This is a genomic window from Amycolatopsis umgeniensis, from assembly GCF_014205155.1.
Classification (GTDB): Bacteria; Actinomycetota; Actinomycetes; order Mycobacteriales; family Pseudonocardiaceae; genus Amycolatopsis; species Amycolatopsis umgeniensis.
Genome location: NZ_JACHMX010000001.1, coordinates 8,780,989 through 8,796,444 on the forward strand (window position 1 = coordinate 8,780,989; position 15,456 = coordinate 8,796,444).

At 68.7% G+C, this 15,456-nt stretch carries 17 protein-coding genes; 12 read left to right on the plus strand and 5 right to left on the minus strand.

Features of this window, described 5'->3' with window-relative positions; genetic code table 11:
• Positions 1–9 precede the first annotated feature (9 nt).
• Both HDA45_RS39925 and dmpG read left to right on the plus strand, forming a co-directional pair.
• Entirely contained in the window at positions 10–912 is a 903-nt protein-coding gene (locus HDA45_RS39925) for an acetaldehyde dehydrogenase (acetylating) (RefSeq protein ID WP_184904421.1), read from the plus strand.
• Positions 909–1,943, plus strand: coding sequence for a 4-hydroxy-2-oxovalerate aldolase (gene dmpG / locus HDA45_RS39930; RefSeq protein ID WP_184904423.1), 1,035 nt, complete (start codon positions 909–911; stop codon positions 1,941–1,943). The genes HDA45_RS39925 and dmpG overlap by 4 nt, the downstream gene beginning before the upstream one ends.
• Here dmpG and HDA45_RS39935 read toward each other — a convergent pair.
• Positions 1,934–2,527, minus strand: a complete 594-nt coding sequence (locus HDA45_RS39935; protein ID WP_184904425.1) for a TetR/AcrR family transcriptional regulator — start codon at positions 2,525–2,527, stop codon at positions 1,934–1,936. The genes dmpG and HDA45_RS39935 overlap by 10 nt on opposite strands.
• Before the next feature lie 90 nt (positions 2,528–2,617).
• Here HDA45_RS39935 and HDA45_RS39940 point away from each other — a divergent pair, with 90 nt between their 5' ends.
• The 10 genes from HDA45_RS39940 (at position 2,618) to HDA45_RS39985 (ending at position 12,455) form a co-directional block, all read left to right on the plus strand.
• Positions 2,618–3,538, plus strand: coding sequence for an oxygenase MpaB family protein (locus HDA45_RS39940; RefSeq protein WP_184904427.1), 921 nt, complete (start codon positions 2,618–2,620; stop codon positions 3,536–3,538).
• A gap of 12 nt (positions 3,539–3,550) precedes the next feature.
• The gene (locus HDA45_RS39945; protein ID WP_184904429.1) at positions 3,551–4,576 is read left to right on the plus strand and encodes an LLM class F420-dependent oxidoreductase; all 1,026 of its coding nucleotides are present in this window, start codon (positions 3,551–3,553) and stop codon (positions 4,574–4,576) included.
• A 183-nt stretch (positions 4,577–4,759) separates the two neighbouring features.
• Entirely contained in the window at positions 4,760–6,784 is a 2,025-nt protein-coding gene (locus HDA45_RS39950; protein WP_184904431.1) for a neutral/alkaline ceramidase, read from the plus strand.
• Positions 6,785–6,801: 17 nt separating this feature from the next.
• A complete protein-coding gene (locus HDA45_RS39955) occupies positions 6,802–7,761 on the plus strand; it encodes an endonuclease/exonuclease/phosphatase family protein (protein WP_184904434.1) in 960 nt (319 codons plus the stop codon).
• Between the two features lie 34 nt (positions 7,762–7,795).
• Entirely contained in the window at positions 7,796–9,100 is a 1,305-nt protein-coding gene (locus tag HDA45_RS39960) for an MFS transporter (protein WP_184904436.1), read from the plus strand.
• Positions 9,097–10,497, plus strand: coding sequence for an aminotransferase class V-fold PLP-dependent enzyme (locus tag HDA45_RS39965; protein ID WP_184904438.1), 1,401 nt, complete (start codon positions 9,097–9,099; stop codon positions 10,495–10,497). The genes HDA45_RS39960 and HDA45_RS39965 overlap by 4 nt, the downstream gene beginning before the upstream one ends.
• Before the next feature lie 75 nt (positions 10,498–10,572).
• Positions 10,573–11,004 carry an SRPBCC domain-containing protein gene (locus tag HDA45_RS39970; RefSeq protein WP_184904440.1) on the plus strand — a complete coding sequence of 144 codons (432 nt, stop codon included), beginning with the start codon at positions 10,573–10,575 and terminating at the stop codon, positions 11,002–11,004.
• Positions 10,994–11,326: an ArsR/SmtB family transcription factor gene (locus HDA45_RS39975; RefSeq protein ID WP_184904442.1), complete on the plus strand. Its 333-nt coding sequence runs from the start codon at positions 10,994–10,996 to the stop codon at positions 11,324–11,326. The genes HDA45_RS39970 and HDA45_RS39975 overlap by 11 nt, the downstream gene beginning before the upstream one ends.
• The gene (locus HDA45_RS39980) at positions 11,323–11,772 is read left to right on the plus strand and encodes an SRPBCC family protein (protein WP_184904444.1); all 450 of its coding nucleotides are present in this window, start codon (positions 11,323–11,325) and stop codon (positions 11,770–11,772) included. The genes HDA45_RS39975 and HDA45_RS39980 overlap by 4 nt, the downstream gene beginning before the upstream one ends.
• On the plus strand, positions 11,772–12,455 hold the full coding sequence (locus HDA45_RS39985; protein ID WP_184904446.1) for a DUF899 domain-containing protein: 684 nt from the start codon (positions 11,772–11,774) through the stop codon (positions 12,453–12,455). Before HDA45_RS39980 ends, HDA45_RS39985 begins: the two co-directional genes overlap by 1 nt.
• 203 nt (positions 12,456–12,658) lie before the next feature.
• Here HDA45_RS39985 and HDA45_RS39990 read toward each other — a convergent pair whose 3' ends face one another.
• From HDA45_RS39990 to mrf, 4 genes are read right to left on the minus strand one after another with little or no spacing between them, the layout of a single operon-like run.
• Positions 12,659–13,732 (minus strand): GTP-binding protein, encoded by a 1,074-nt coding sequence (locus HDA45_RS39990; protein ID WP_184904448.1) that lies wholly within the window; start codon positions 13,730–13,732, stop codon positions 12,659–12,661.
• Positions 13,729–13,887: a 50S ribosomal protein L32 gene (rpmF, locus tag HDA45_RS39995; RefSeq protein ID WP_181774007.1), complete on the minus strand. Its 159-nt coding sequence runs from the start codon at positions 13,885–13,887 to the stop codon at positions 13,729–13,731. The genes HDA45_RS39990 and rpmF overlap by 4 nt, the downstream gene beginning before the upstream one ends.
• The gene (locus HDA45_RS40000; RefSeq protein WP_101607577.1) at positions 13,887–14,144 is read right to left on the minus strand and encodes a type B 50S ribosomal protein L31; all 258 of its coding nucleotides are present in this window, start codon (positions 14,142–14,144) and stop codon (positions 13,887–13,889) included. The genes rpmF and HDA45_RS40000 overlap by 1 nt, the downstream gene beginning before the upstream one ends.
• A complete protein-coding gene (gene mrf, locus HDA45_RS40005; protein WP_184904450.1) occupies positions 14,141–15,394 on the minus strand; it encodes a ribosome hibernation factor-recruiting GTPase MRF in 1,254 nt (417 codons plus the stop codon). Before mrf ends, HDA45_RS40000 begins: the two co-directional genes overlap by 4 nt.
• Positions 15,395–15,456: the final 62 nt, after the last annotated feature.

The following is a 15,456-nucleotide window of genomic DNA, read 5'->3' on the forward strand; positions in this document are numbered from 1 at the left end:
TCACCTGACATGGCGCAACGGAAAGCGGTGGCCGCGATCGTCGGTCCCGGGAACATCGGAACCGACCTGCTCGCGAAGCTGAGGCGCAGCGACCACGTCGAGGTGCGGTACATGGTCGGCGTGGATCCGGACTCGGACGGGTTGGCCAAGGCCGCCGAGCTGGGAGTGGAGACCTCCGCCGGGGGCGTCGACTGGCTGCTGTCCCGCGACGAGCTGCCGGACCTGGTCTTCGAAGCGACCTCGGCGAAGGCGCATCTGGCCAACGCGCCGCGCTACGCCACCGCCGGGATCCGCGCGATCGATCTGACCCCGGCCGCGGTCGGCCCGTTCACCTGCCCGGCGGTCGGCCTGCCCGAACGGCTGGACGTGCCGAACGTCAACCTCATCACCTGCGGCGGCCAGGCCACCATCCCGATCGTGCGAGCGGTGTCCCGGGTGACCCCGGTGCCCTACGCCGAGATCGTCGCGTCGGTCTCGTCGCGCTCGGCCGGACCCGGCACCCGGGCCAACATCGACGAGTTCACCGCGACCACGGCGCGCGGGATCGAAATCGTCGGGGGAGCGAGCCGGGGCAAGGCGATCATCATCATCAATCCGGTCGAACCGCCGATGATCATGCGCGACACGGTGTTCTGCGCGATCGACCCGGACGCGGACTTCGACGCGGTGACCGAATCCATCCACCGGATGGTCGAGACCGTGCAGGGGTACGTGCCGGGCTACACGCTCAAGGCGGATCCGCAGTACGACCCACCCCGGCAGGGCTGGAGCGGGCAGGCGAGGGTCGCGGTGTTCCTGGAGGTCGCCGGGAACGGGGACTTCCTGCCGAAGTACGCCGGGAACCTCGACATCATGACGGCCGCGGCCGCCCGCGTCGGCGACCTGCTGGCCACTCAGGGGGTGGCGGCGTGAAGTGGGACGAGAGCGACCGCGCGGTCCGGCTCGTCGACACGAGCCTGCGCGACGGCAGCCACGCCATGGCGCACCAGTTCACCGAAAAGAACGTGCGCGACACCGTCCGGGCGCTGGACGACGCCGGGGTGTCGCTGATCGAGGTCAGCCACGGCGACGGACTCGGCGGCTCGACGTTCAACTACGGCTTCTCCCTGGTCGACGAGCGGAAACTGATCGCCGCGGCGGTCGACGAGGCCCGTCACGCGAAGATCGCGGTGCTGCTCCTGCCGGGGCTCGGCACGGTCGGCGATCTGCGCGCGGCGGCCGACCTCGGCGCGGGCGCTGTCCGGATCGCGACACACTGCACCGAGGCCGACGTCTCCGTCCAGCATTTCGGCGCGGCTCGGGATCTCGGGCTGGAGACGGTCGGTTTCCTGATGCTGTCCCATATGTCCACGCCCGAAGCGCTGGCGAAACAGGGCCGGATCATGGTCGACGCCGGTTGCCAGTGCGTGTACGTCGTCGACTCCGCGGGCGCGTTGATCCTGGAGGACGCGAGCGAACGCGTCGCCGCGCTGGTGGCGGAATTCGGGGACCAGGCGCAGGTCGGGTACCACGGGCACCAGAACCTGAGCTTCGGCGTCGCGAACTCGGTGCTCGCCTACCGCGCCGGCGCCCGCCAGATCGACGGCTCGCTCGTGGCGCTCGGCGCCGGTGCCGGCAACTCGCCGACCGAGGTCCTCGCGGCGACGTTCGAGCGGCTCGGGATCCGCACCGGCGTCGACAAGGACGTGCTGATGGACGCGGCCGAGAACGTCGTGAAGCCGTACATCACGCGGCTGCCGGTGATGGACCGGTCGTCGATCGTGCAGGGTTTCGCGGGCGTGTACTCGAGTTTCCTGCTGCACGCGGAGCGCGCCGCCGAACGCTACGACGTCCCGGCGCACGAGATCCTTTACCGCGTCGGCGCCGCGAAATACGTGGGCGGGCAGGAGGACATGATCATCGACATCGCCCTGCAGCTGGCCGCCGAACGGGATCAGGGCTGACGGTCGGCGCCGAGCACGAGGCGGACGCAATGGTCGATCAGGCGCTCGCGGCTCACTTTGAGCGAGCCGTCGAGGTAGGCGATGAACACGTTGCTCAGCGCGCCGACCAGGCCGATCGACGTCATCTGCCGTTCGGCCGCGTCGCCGTGGGACAACTGCCCGCTGACCAGTTCCGCGAACGAGGGGAGGAGCGCGATCCCGCGGGTGGTCAGCGCGGGATCGGTGATCGGCGCGAGCAGGAGCACGCGGCCCTTGCGCGGGTCGTCGAGCATCAAGCCGACGAACGCGCGGACGGCGGCCTTCGCCCGTTCCGCGGGCTCGGCCGTATCGCTGACGGCGTCGACCAGGGCCTGCCGGGCCTGCTCGCCGATGTGCTCGTAGACCGCGACGACCAGTTCCTCGCGGTCGGCGAAGCTCTCGTAGAAGTACCGCTCCGTCAGCTTGGCGTGACGGCACACCGCGCGGACGCTCACCCCGGCGCTGCCCTGGGTGCCGAGCAGGTCGAGGCCCGCGTCGACGAGTTGCTCCCGTCTCGCGGCCTTGCGGTCGTCCAGGGTCGTGCCTGCCCAGCTGCGGCCGGCCATGATCGGCTCCTCTTGTTGACTACGGCCGTTGTCAACTTTAACCTGACAACAGTTGTGGTCAATTTAACCAGCTCATTGAGGAGACCGGGGATGACACAGCCGCGGCCGCTGGGACCGGATTCGCTGACCTGGAAGTACTTCGGCGACTGGCGTGGGCTGCTCATCGCGCTCTGGGCCGGATCCATGCAGAACATGCACCCCGAGCTGGGCGCGGGGGTCGAGGAGCACTCGCGGTTCTTCGAGGAGCGCTGGCAGCGGCTGTTCCGCTCGTTGTACCCGATCGGGGGAGTGATCTACGACGGCCCGCGCGCTCGGCAGACGGCGCTGGAGGTGCGCGGTTACCACGACCGGATCAAGGGCGTGGACAAGCAGGGGCGGCGCTATCACGCGCTCAACCCGGACACCTTCTACTGGGCGCACTCGACGTTCTTCATGAGCGCGATCCTCATCGCCGACAACTTCGTCGGCGGCATCGGCGAGGCCGAGAAGCGGAAGCTGTTCGACGAGCACGTGCAGTGGTACGAGATGTACGGCATGAGCATGCGCCCGGTGCCGGAGTCTTGGGAGGACTTCCAGCTGTACTGGAAGCGCATGTGCGAGGACGTCCTGGAGGACAACAAGGCCACGCGCGACGTCCTCGACATCAAAGACCTCCCGAAACCGCATTTCCTGCCTTGGCTGCCGGATTTCGCGTGGAAGCTGGTGCGCGGGCAGGTCGCGCGGAACTTCGTCTGGCTGACCGTCGGGTTGTACGACCCGCCGATCCGCGAGCGGCTCGGGTACACCTGGACCGAACGCGACGAGCGTCGGCACCGGCGGATCGGGAAACTGATCAACGCGGCGTTCAAGCTGGTTCCGCGGGACCGTCGCTACCACCCGCGCGCCAGGGCGGGCTGGCGCCGGGAGCGTGGCGAACTGGCCACGGACGCGCCCTTGGTCGAGACTCCCGCGAGGAACCTTCCGCCGCTTTCGGAGCGGGGCAAACCCGAGCACTACTCGCCGAACGTCTGATTAGGAGCCTCGATGAAGCTGGGTTACCACCTCGGTTACTGGTCCTCCGGCCCGCCCGAGGGCGCGCTGGACGCGGTGCTGAAGGCCGAAGAGCTCGGCTTCGATTCCGTGTGGACCGCCGAGGGCTACGGTTCGGACGCCTTCACCCCGCTCGCCTGGTGGGGCGCGTCGACCAGCCGGATCAAGCTCGGCACCAACATCGTCCAGATGTCGGCGCGCACCCCGACCGCGACGGCCATGCACGCGCTGACCCTGGACCATCTGTCCGGCGGCCGGTTCGTACTAGGGCTCGGCGCGTCCGGGCCGCAGGTGGTCGAGGGCTGGTACGGGCAGCCCTATCCGAAGCCGCTGGCCCGCACCCGCGAGTACGTCGACATCGTGCGGAAGGTCGTCGCGCGTGAGGCGCCGGTGACCCATGACGGGCAGCACTTCCAGTTGCCGCTGCAGGGCGGAACGGGGCTCGGCAAGGCGCTGAAGTCCACAGTGCACCCGTTCCGCAAGGAGATCCCGATCTTCCTCGCCGCCGAGGGGCCGAAGAACGTGGCGCTGTCGGCGGAGATCTGCGACGGCTGGCTCCCGCTGTTCTTCTCGCCCAAGAGCGACGACTTCTACCGGACGGCGCTGCAGGAGGGCTTCTCGCGCCCCGGCGCCAGGCACGGTTTCGACGATTTCGAGGTCGCCGCGTCCGTCCCGGTGCTCGTCCACGACGACGTCGAGGAGGCCGCGAGCTGGATCAAACCGTCGCTGGCGCTCTACATCGGCGGTATGGGCGCGAAATCGGTCAACTTCCATCACGACGTGTTCGCCAGGATGGGGTACGAGGACGTCGCGGACAAGGTCCAGGAGCTGTACCTGGCCGGTCGCAAGGACGAGGCGGTTGCCGCGATCCCGACGTCGCTGGTCGAGGACACGTCGCTGATCGGGCCCGCGGAAAAGATCCGTGACGAGCTCGCCGCCTGGGAGGAGACCGTGGTGACCACGCTGCTCCTGCGGGGCGATGCCGCCACGCTCGCGAAGGTCGCGGAGACCCTTTCGTAGCCGGAGCTGAAGGGCGCTTTCCCCGCATCGCATGCAGGGAAAGCGCCCTTCGCCGCGTCTTATGCGGGGAAAGGCCCCTTCAGCCCCCGGGCCTTCCGTGGGTTGCGACGGTGAGCCCCATCACGTAGCGTCCCGGCCACGAACATGAAGTCGGTTCATGTTCGTGGCCGGGAGGTGCTACTCATGGCGGTGAGCCGGAGGCGGGTTCTTGCGGGTGCGGCGGCCTTGCCGGTCGCGGCCGGCGTGCTCGGCACGACGAGCGCACAGGCGGCGCAAACCGGGGCCCAGCAGGGTTTCCGCGTCGGCGTCGGCATCTCCGACGTCACCGGTCCCGCCGCCGAGAACGGCATGATGGGCTACTCGATGCCGCAGCAGCAGACCGCCGGCATCCATCTCCGCACCCGGGCACGGGCCTTCGTGGTCGACGACGGCGCCAAGCGGATCGCGTTCGTGACGGCCGATCTCGGTGCGCTGTTCCAGTCCGTCCATCAGGGCGTGATGCGCAAGCTCAAAGCCGCGTACGGCGAGCTCTACTCCGAGCAGAACGTGCTCCTCAACGCGACGCACACCCACTCCGCGTGCGGCGGCGATTCCCACTACGCCGCCTACGATCTGGCGATCCTCGGGTTCCAGCAGGAGGTCTACGACGCTGTCGTCGACGGGATCTTCGAGGCCATCAGCCGGGCGCACGCGAGCCTCGCGCCCGGGTCCATCCGGCTCGGCCGCGCGGAACTGACCAAGGCGAGCGTCAACCGCTCCCGCAAGGCCTTCGACCTGAACCCGAAGGCGGACAAGGACCACTTCCCGCAGGCGATCGACCCGGCCGTCACGGTGCTGCGGTTCAGCCAGAACGGCGCCGACGTCGGCGCGATCAGCTGGTTCGCCACGCACGGGACGTCGATGAGCAACGGCAACCACCTGATCAGCGGCGACAACAAGGGGTACGCCGCCTACGAGTGGGAGCACGACCACGCCGGCGTGCGCTACCTCGACGGGAATCCGCGGTTCGTCGCCGCGTTCCCGCAGACCAACACCGGCGACATGAGCCCGAACCTGAACCTGACGCCGGGAACGCCGGAGACGGAGTTCGAGAACACCCGCACCATCGGCGACCTCCAGTTCCGCGCGGCGAAGAGCGCTTTCGACGCGGCCGCCGAAGCCGTGACCGGCGGCGTCGACCACCGGATGTGCTACGTCGACATGTCCGACGTCGAGGTCGACGCGAAGTACACGCCGAACGGACGGCCGCAGCACACCTGCACCGCCGCGATCGGGGTGTCGATGCTGGCGGGAAGCCGCGAGGACGGCCCCGGCCTGCCGCTCCCGGAAGGCGTGAAGAACCCGTTCATCGACTGGCTCGGCGGCATCGACGCGCCGATCCCGCAGGCGCTCGCCGACGCGCAGGCGCCGAAGGTGGTCGCCGTCCCGTTCGGCGCGATGAAGCCGTACCCGTGGACGCCGGAGGTCCTGCCGCTGCAGATCGTCCGGATCGGACAGCTGCACCTCGTGGCCGTGCCCGCCGAGCTGACGATCGTCTCCGGGCTGCGCCTGCGCCGCACCGTCGCCGCCGAACTCGGCGTCCCGCTGGAGAACGTGCTCGTCCAGGGCTACTCCAACGCCTACAGCCAATACGTCACCACGCCCGAGGAGTACGACTCGCAGCAGTACGAAGGCGCGTCGACCCTCTACGGCCGGTACACGCTTCCCGCGTACCAGCAGGAATTCGCCAAGCTCGCGGCCGCGATGAAGGCAGGCAGGCCGGTGCCGCACGGGCCGACGCCGCGCGATCTGCGCGGCAAGCTGATCAACTTCCAGCCCGGGGTCGTCTTCGACAGCGCGCCCGCGTTCAAGTCCTTCGGCGACGTCTTGGCCGACGCGAAGAGCACCTATGCGCGCGGCGAACAGGTCGCCGTCGAATTCGTCACCGGACATCCGAAGAACGACCTCCGGCGCGGCGGCACGTTCCTCGAGATCCAGCGGCTCGTCGACGGCAAGTGGGTCCGCCACGCCGACGACGGAGACTGGGACACCAAGTATCACTGGGCGCGGACTTTCGTCGCCGAATCGAAAGCCGTCGTCCACTGGAAGATCCCCGCGAACGCCCCGATCGGCAAATACCGCGTGGTCCACTTCGGCAACTGGAAGAACGGCTGGAACGGGACGATCTCCGCGTTCAGCGGGACTTCCCGGACGTTCGTCGTCTCCTGACACCGGAAGGGTCTTTCGTGCGGAAGCTCGCCCTACTCGCCATCGCCGCCGCCATGTTCGCCGGAACCGCGGTCCCCGCCCAAGCCGCCGTCTCGGTGAAGGTCATGGCCTTCAACATCTGGCAGCTGCCGTGGATCGCCAGCCCGAACACCTCGGACAAGCAGGCGAGGGCCCGCGCGGCCGAGGCCGTCATCCGCGCGAACGACGCCGACGTCGTCGTCCTGGACGAGGCGTTCAGCGCGCAGGCGGAGGAAATGCGGAACCGGCTGAAGGACGTCTGGCCGCACCAGACGCCACTCGTCGGCCAGTACTGCAAGACCTCGCCGGGCTGGACCACGGTGAACGGGAACTGCTCGAATTCCCCGATCGTGGTCAACGGCGGGGTCACCGTGCTGAGCAAGGCGCCGGTGACCGAACAGCACCAGCTGGTCTTCCGCAATTCCTACTCGGGTACGGCGGACTACCTGTCCAACAAGGGCGCCGCGCTCGCCCGGCTGGTCGTGAACGGCAAGCCGCTCTGGATCGCGGGCACCCACATGCAGGCCGACGAGGGACCGGAGACGCTGCCGAAGGCGCACGGGATCCGGATGGCGCAACTCGGCGAGATCCGGGACCTGGTCACGAAATACGCGCCCGCGGGCGAGCCGGTCGTGATCGCCGGCGATCTGAACATCGAGTACTGGGCGGGACAGGGGCGCAAGGACGGCTCCGGCCGGACCCAGGTCCAGCAGGGTGAAGCCGCCCTCGACGGGGTCCTCCGCACGACCGGCGAAGGCGCGTACACCTTCGACGCGGCGACGAACCCGAACGCCGCGAAGTCCGTTCCGGCGACCTACCGCGACTCGCTGGACTACGTCGGCGCCGTGCGCGCGGGCGGCCGTCCACTCGCCGCTGTCGGCCCGGTACAGCTCGTGCATTACGACGGTGGCACGATTCCCTCCGACCACTACCCGGTGGTGGCCAAGATCCAATACTGAGGCCTTCATCGGGAGAATCGCCTCGAGGAGGATCATGGCATCGCTGCCAGCACGGACGAGGTACCGCTACTCGCTCGGCTCGTTCGTCACCGGCCCGTTCGGCACGGTTCCCGGCCTGCTCCTCCTGAAGTACCTCACCGACACGATGGGCGTCGCGGCCGGCGTGGCGGGTTTGATCGTGTTCGTTCCCAAAGCCTGGGACGTGCTCTTCAACCCGATCGCGGGCAGGCTGTCGGACGCGGACATGGTCCGCACCGGCAGCCGCCGCCGGTTCCTGCTCTTCGGCGGCATCGGCGTCTCGATCCTCTTCGCGGCGCTGTTCGCGCACCCGGGCTTCGGCGGACCGGTGCCCGACGCGATCTACGTCGTCGTCGTGTTCCTGTTGTGCGCCACCGCGTACGCGTTCTTCCAAGTGCCGTTCAACGCGCTGCCCGCCGAACTGACGGACTCGGCCGAGGAACGCACCAAGCTGACCAGCATCCGGATCGGTTTCCTCGCGGTCGCCATCCTGATCTGCGGCGGCGGCGCGCCCGCGATCACCGAAGTCATCGGTGGCGTCGCGGGCTACCGCGTCATGGGCGTGTTCATCGCCGTGATCATCCTGCTCGCGACCCTCGGCGTGTACTTCGGACTGAAGGACGCCCCGGTCGGCGCGCTGCGGCCGAACACGGTGAGCCCGCGCGAACTGCTCCGGACGCTCGCGCAGTGGCGGCCGTTCCGCTGGCTGCTCGGGGTCTACTTCGTCCAGGCGCTCGGCATCGGCACGGTGCTGGCGGCGATCCCGTTCTTCGCCGAGCGGATCCTCGGCAGCTCCGGCTACTCGACGCTCCTGTTCGTCGGCTTCGTCGGCCCGGCGCTGCTGACCATGCCGCTGTGGCCCAAACTCGGCGCGAGCGTGGGGAAGCTGGCCGGGTTCCGGCTCGCCACCGCCGCGTTCGGTGTCGGTCTGTTCGGGCTGCTCGGCGCCAAGGTGTTCTCGTTGCCCGTCACGATGGTGTTCGTCGCCTTCTGCGGCGTCGGCTACGCGGGGATCTCGGTGTTCCCGCTGGCGATCCTGCCGGATCTGATCAGCGACGAGGAGGAGCGGACCGGTGAGACCAGGGCCGGGGTCGCCGCCGGGGTGTGGACGGCGTCGGAGACGCTGGGGCTCGCGCTCGGCCCGGGTATCTGGGGGCTGGTGCTCCAATTCGGCGGCTACCAGTCCGGTCTCGACGCGAACACCGCGCAGCCGGACAGCGCGCTCACGGCGATCCTGCTCGGCGCGTCGATCCTCCCGGCGGTGCTGATCCTGTTCGGTATCCCGCTGCTGAGGAAGTCCGTACTGGAGCGTCGGTCGTGACCGCCGAGGACGTCCTGCGGGAGCTCCGGGAACTGCGCGCGGGCGACCTGCCGACGCACGGCGGCCGCACCCTCGCTTATGTCTACGACAGCGGTCTGTCCGAAGTGGACGAACTCGGCGCGGCGGCGCACGCGCTGGCGTCGTCGGCCAACGGTCTCGACCCGACGGCGTTCCCCAGCCTGTTGCGCATGGAGAACGACCTCGTCGGCACCGCGGCGCGGCTGCTGGGCGGCACGGCGGAGACGGTCGGTTCGGTGACCTCGGGCGGCACCGAGTCGTGCATGCTCGCCGTCCTGGCCGCCCGCGACGCGCGCCCGGACGTGGCGTCGCCGAGCATCGTGCTGCCCACGACCGCGCACGCCGCGTTCCACAAGGCGGCGCATTTCTTCGGTGTCCGCGTGGTTTCGGTGCCGGTCGACCCGGTGACCTTCCGCGCCGTTCCCGAGGCGATGGCCGCGGCGGTCGACGACACCACGGTGCTCGTCGTCGCGAGCGCGCCGTCCTACGCCCACGGCGTCCTCGACCCGATCCCGGAGATCGCCGCGCAGCTGGACGGCGTCCGGTTCCATGTCGACGCCTGCATCGGCGGCTGGGTGCTGCCGTACCTGGAGCTCGGCCCCTTCGGCTTCGACGTCCCCGGTGTCACCAGCGTCTCGGTGGACCTGCACAAGTACGCCTACTGCCCGAAAGGCGTGTCGGTCCTCTTGCACGCCGACGCCGGACTGCGCCGGCCGCAGTACTTCGCCAGCGCCGACTGGCCCGGCTACACGATGCTGAACACCACACTCCAGAGCACTCGATCGGGTGGTCCGCTCGCGGCGGCGTGGGCGGTTGTGCGTCATGTCGGCGACGAGGGTTACGTGAAGCTGGCTTCGGCCGCGCGTGCGGCCGCCGTGGAGATCCGTGCCGGAATCGAGGCACTGGAAGGACTACGCGTCCTCGGCGACCCGGTGTCGACCCTGCTCGCGTTCACCGTCGAGCCCGGTGCGGGGTTCGACCTGTTCACCGTCGCGGACGAGATGCGGGAGCGCGGCTGGTACGTCCAGCCCCAGTTCGCCCACGAAACTTCGCCCGCGAACCTGCACCTGACCGTGACGGCCGCGAATCGAGGGAGTGAAAATGAGTTCCTGGTCGATCTCGCCGCTTCGGTCGTGGCCGCTCGCGAGTCCGGCCCGGTCGTCGTCGACCCGCAGGTGGCGGAGTTCGTCGCCGCACTGGACCCCGCGACCTTGACTCCGGAGCAGTTCGCCGGACTGCTGGCAGCCGCCGGGCTCGGCGGCGACACGGGCCTGCCCACCCGGATGGCGGAGATCAACGCCCTGCTGGCCGCGGCACCCGGTCCGTTGCGGGAACGGCTACTGCTGGAGTTCCTCGGCGCGTTGTACACGGCTTCCTGATCCGACCTTGACGCAATCGGTCGGTTGCTATACAAAGTTATAGCAACCGATTGATTGCTACTTGAGGAGGAAGTCATGGGATTCCCCGACCGCATCGAACGCACCGTCGAGATCGCCCATTCGCCCGCGAAGGTGTGGGCCGCGCTGACCACGGCCGAGGGCCTGGGCACCTGGTTCGGGAACCAGGCGAGCATCGACCTGCGGCCCGGTGGCGACGCCGAGATGAAGTGGGACGAGGGGCACAAGGCGAACATGCGCGTCGAGCGCGTGGAAGAGCCGTCGGTCTTCGGCTTCACCTGGAACATCTACGGTCTGCCCGACGACGACCCCCGTCGCACCTATGTCGAGTTCACCCTCGAACCGGTCGGCGGCGGCACGCGGCTCACCGTCGTCGAGTCCGGTTTCTCCCAGCTTCCGGAAGACGCCCACAGCGTCGCGTTCGACGGGAACACGAAGGGGTGGGCGGCCGAGCTGGGCGAACTGATCGAATACCTCGATGCCGTCTGATATCGAAGCGACCGCCGAACAGGTCTTCGCCGCACTGGCCGACCCGAGCAGGCGGAGCATCCTCGCCACCCTCGCTTCGAGCGGTCCCGCCACGGCGACGGACCTGGCCGAGCGGCTGCCCATCACGCGGCAAGCCATCGCGAAACATCTGGCACTGCTCACCGACGCCGGGCTGGTGACCCCGGAGCAGGGGGAGCGGCGCCGCGTCCGCTACGCGCTGCGCTCGGCCCCGATGCGGGTCGCCCAGCAGTTCCTCGCCGCGCTCGCCCGTGATTGGGACGGGCCACTCGCGGCTCTGAAAGAGCAATTGGAGAGATCATGACGAGCTTCACGACGAGTTTCACCGTTGACCAGACGCCGCAAGAGGTCTTCGACGCCTTCACCGACGTCCGCCGGTGGTGGTCGGAGGAGATCGAGAGCGACGGCGACGAGTTCGAGTACCACAACGAAGAGATCCATCGCTGCCGGATGCGGATCACGGAGTCCGTGCCAGGGCGCAAGATCTCGTGGCTGGTCCTCGAGAACCACTTCGACTTCATCAGCGACGAGACCGAATGGGTCGGCACCACGATCACGTTCGAGATCGGCGAGAAGGACGGCAAGACCGAAGCGCACTTCACCCATCACGGGCTGGTCCCGGAGTACGAGTGTTTCGAGGTCTGCCGCAAGGCGTGGACCTTCTACATCGGTACCAGTCTCCGGGACCTGATCGTCACCGGCGAGGGGCAGCCGAACCGGCGGAGCGCCGTGCCCTCGGAGGCCGCGTGATGAACACGGTTTCCCCGGCGGAATGGGAAGAGGCGCGGCTTCGCCTGCTGGTCAAGGAAAAGGAGCTCACCCGCGCCCGCGACGCCCTCGCGGCCGAGCGGCGGCGGATGCCTTGGGTCGCTGTCGAAAAGCCCTACGAGTTCGAAGGCCCGTCCGGAACGGTGAGCCTGCTCGACCTGTTCGAGGGGCGACGGCAGCTGATCGTCTACCGGGCCTTCTTCGAATCCGGTGTCGAAGGGTTTCCCGATCACGCCTGCCAAGGATGCTCGCTGGTGGCCGATCAGGTCGCGCACGTCGCCCATCTGAACGCTCGTGACACCACTCTGGCGTTCGCCTCGCGGGGCCCGCAGCCCGACATCGCGCGGATGAAGGTCCGGATGGGCTGGACGATGCCGTGGTACACGATCACCGGCGACTTCGACACCGACTTCGGTGTCGGCGAATGGCACGGCACCAACGCTTTCATCCGCGAGGGTGATCAAGTGTTCCGGACGTACTTCGTCAACGACCGTGGTGACGAGGTGATGGGCGGCACGTGGAGCTACCTCGACATCACCGCGCTGGGGCGGCAGGAGGAGTGGGAGGACTCGCCGGAGGGGTACCCGCAGAGTCCGCCTTACGAGTGGTGGAACTGGCACGACTCCTACGACGGCGCCGCACCCGCGGGTGGCTGCTGCGTGTGAGCGTCCGGCCTCGTGTGTGGTAAGGACGGTTATTGAGGGGAAAGCCCTGCGTGTCGGGTCGCGTCAGGCCACGCCGAGGTTCCGGCGCCAGCCACCCGATCCCGGTCGCCCCCAATGTGGCATTGGGGACACTCACCGTCCCCAATGCCACATTGGGCGCACACTTCAACGGCACGACCCCTCGATAGAACGGCACTGGACCCTCAGTGAACGTGCACCGCTTCCCACTCCGGAAACGGATCCGCGCTGCCTGAACCGGTCGCGAGGCAGGACCGGAGCGAGTCCAGCAGGGCGTCCTTTTCCAGCCCCACCCCGATGAACACGAGTTCCTGCCGAGGTGTCTCCTCGACACCCTGCGGCTCGAACCGCGCGACCGACCCGGCCTGCGACCACAGCCCGGTCACCCCGGGCCGCGACGCCAGCGAGAAGAACCCCTTCGACCGCAGCACCGTCCCGAACTCCCCGGAATCGAGCCTCCCGACGAAGTCCCACAAGTGTTCCGGGTCGAACGCGAGCGAAGCGCGGAAGACCACGCTCGAGATCCCGTATTCCTCGGTCTCCGGAACGTGGTCACCGTTGAGCTCGGCCACCCACCCGGGTGCCTCTTGTGCCCGTTCGGCGTCGTAGCGCCCGGTGCCGAGCAGCCGCTCGAGCGGGACCTGGCCATGGGTGGAGACGAGTACCTCCGCGGCCGGGTTGAGCCGCCGCAGCACCGCCGTCAGCCGGTCGAGAGACCCGGCCGGTACGAGATCCGCTTTGTTCAGCATGAGGACGTCCGCGAACTCGATCTGGTCCATCAGCAGGTCGCTGATCGTCCGCTCGTCGTCTTCGTACTGGTCCAGCCCGCGTTCGGTCAGCGCGTCGCCGGACGCCAGTTCCCGCTCGAAGTTCACCGCGTCGACCACGGTCACCATCGTGTCCAGCCGCGCGGAATCCAGGAAGGAGAACGTCGCCGCCACAGGCATCGGCTCGGAGATCCCGCTCGACTCGATGAGCAGGTAGTCGAACCGGTCGTCCGCGCAGAGCCGCGAGACCTCGTCCAGCAGGTCGTCGCGCAGGGTGCAGCAGATGCATCCGTTGGTCATCTCGACGAGCCGTTCCTCGGTGCGGGACAGGCTGTTCCCGTCCCGCACCAGCGCGGCGTCGATGTTGACCTCGCTCATGTCGTTGACGATCACCGCCACCCGCAATCCGTCACGGTTGGCGAGGACGTGGTTGAGCACGGTCGTCTTGCCCGCACCGAGGAACCCGGACAGCACCGTGACCGGCGTCGTCACTCTCCACCCTCATGAAAGTGCTTCATCAGCTTGCGCGGCACGAGTTTCGTCTCACCGTTCACCTTGATCGGCACGAGATCCGGCACGGCCGCCTTCCACTGCGAGCGTCGGGAGCGGGTGTTGCTGCGCGACATCTTCCGCTTCGGGACGGCCATTACTTCGCACCTCCGCGGCGGCCGTAGCGGCGGTGGAACTTCTCGACCTGGCCGGCGCTGTCCATGATGCGCTGGTTGCCGGTCCAGAACGGATGCGACCACGAGCTGATCTCGACGTTCACCACCGGATAGGTGTTGCCGTCGCTCCACTCGATGGTCTGCTCCGACGTCGCGGTGGACCGCGTCAGGAAGGCGTCCCCGGTGGAGAGGTCCTTGAACACCACGGGGTGGTAGTCGGGGTGGATTCCCGGTTTCACTGCGTTTCGTCCTTTCGGTTCGACACGTTCGCGTCATGCTTTTCGGGGTCGGTTTCCGTGTCCTCACACGGTTCTTCGTGCCACTCGCCGAACGGATCCGGATAGCGGAGCCATTCCTGCTCCCCGGCGGCGAGTTCCTCGTCGGTCAGCAGTGCCCCGCGCAGGGCGGCCTCGACCTCGTCGGGCGTGGCCTGATCGGTGACGACGACCAGTTCCTGCGCGCGGTCGCCGAACAGCGGGTCCCAGCGCAGGGAGGCGAGCGTGCGGCGTTCCGGGGAGACGTCGGCCCAGTCCGGCCCGTCGGGCGCGGCGAGCCACGCCCCGGCGTGCCCGATGCCGAGACCGCCGCCCGCGGATTCGATCCACAGCGCCATGTCGGGCTGGCTCGCCACCCAGAGCCGTCCCCGGGTGCGGACGACGCCGTCGAGCAGGACGTCGATCGCGTCGTGGAGGCGTTCCGGGTGGAACGGGCGTTGCGAGGTGAAGGTGAGCAGCCCGATCCCGCAGTCGGTGTGCACCGGCGGTTCGCCCCGCAGCAGCGGGCCGTGCATGTCGGTGACCTCGCCGCGGCGGGCGTCGGACGGGACCGCGTCGAGCACGGTCTTCCCGTCCACGGCGGACAGTTCGACGCGAGGGATCGACGGGGCGACCCTGTCGAGTACGGCCGACGCCTTCGCCGCGGACCAGGCGTCGGTCGCCGCGCCCGCGAGGACGACCAGATCGGCGAACTCGACCTGGGCCAGCGAGACCTGGGCGACGGTGCGCTCGTCCTCCGGGCTGGCCTGCAGGTTCCGTTCGGCCAGCGTGTCGTCGCCGGTGCTGTCGGCCAGCCAGCCGGCGCAGTCGACGACGGCGAGCACGGCCCGGAGGTCGACGTCCTCGATCACCGGCCGCTCGCCGACGAGGACGTTGTGGAGCGCCCAGCTGACCGGTTCGGGCTCCATGGCCTCGTCGAGCCGGACCACGATGCGCTGCACCTGTGGCATTTGCGAAAGCTTGCGCAGCAACGGCAGCAGGTCTTCGCGCAGCGTGCACGAGACGCAGCCGTGCGCGAGTTCGAGGACCGTCAGCTGGTCGCGGTCGCCGAGCAAGATCCGCCGCTTGACCACTCCGGAGTGAATCTGCCTCAGGTCGTGGTGCACGACGGCGGTGCCGGGTTCGGCCGAGCGCAGCCGCTCGGCGAGGTCGGCGGTCGGTCCCGGTGCGAGGCCACTGATCAGGACGAGGGGCACGCGCGGGTTTTCGGTCACTGAAGCTCCGGGGCGTCGATTGCGGGCTGGTTCGGCTGTGTACAGTAAATGAAAACGACTAT

Excerpts from the sequence above, each read along its gene's own strand:
- HDA45_RS39925 (WP_184904421.1), top strand. The coding sequence starts at position 10 with ATGGCGCAACGGAAAGCGGTGGCCGCGATCGTCGGTCCCGGGAACATC.
- HDA45_RS39935 (WP_184904425.1), bottom strand. The coding sequence starts at position 2,527 with ATGGCCGGCCGCAGCTGGGCAGGCACGACCCTGGACGACCGCAAGGCC.
- HDA45_RS39940 (WP_184904427.1), top strand. The coding sequence starts at position 2,618 with ATGACACAGCCGCGGCCGCTGGGACCGGATTCGCTGACCTGGAAGTAC.
- HDA45_RS39945 (WP_184904429.1), top strand. The coding sequence starts at position 3,551 with ATGAAGCTGGGTTACCACCTCGGTTACTGGTCCTCCGGCCCGCCCGAG.
- HDA45_RS39950 (WP_184904431.1), top strand. The coding sequence starts at position 4,760 with ATGGCGGTGAGCCGGAGGCGGGTTCTTGCGGGTGCGGCGGCCTTGCCG.
- HDA45_RS39960 (WP_184904436.1), top strand. The coding sequence starts at position 7,796 with ATGGCATCGCTGCCAGCACGGACGAGGTACCGCTACTCGCTCGGCTCG.
- HDA45_RS39970 (WP_184904440.1), top strand. The coding sequence starts at position 10,573 with ATGGGATTCCCCGACCGCATCGAACGCACCGTCGAGATCGCCCATTCG.
- HDA45_RS39975 (WP_184904442.1), top strand. The coding sequence starts at position 10,994 with ATGCCGTCTGATATCGAAGCGACCGCCGAACAGGTCTTCGCCGCACTG.
- HDA45_RS39980 (WP_184904444.1), top strand. The coding sequence starts at position 11,323 with ATGACGAGCTTCACGACGAGTTTCACCGTTGACCAGACGCCGCAAGAG.
- HDA45_RS39985 (WP_184904446.1), top strand. The coding sequence starts at position 11,772 with ATGAACACGGTTTCCCCGGCGGAATGGGAAGAGGCGCGGCTTCGCCTG.
- rpmF (WP_181774007.1), bottom strand. The coding sequence starts at position 13,887 with ATGGCCGTCCCGAAGCGGAAGATGTCGCGCAGCAACACCCGCTCCCGA.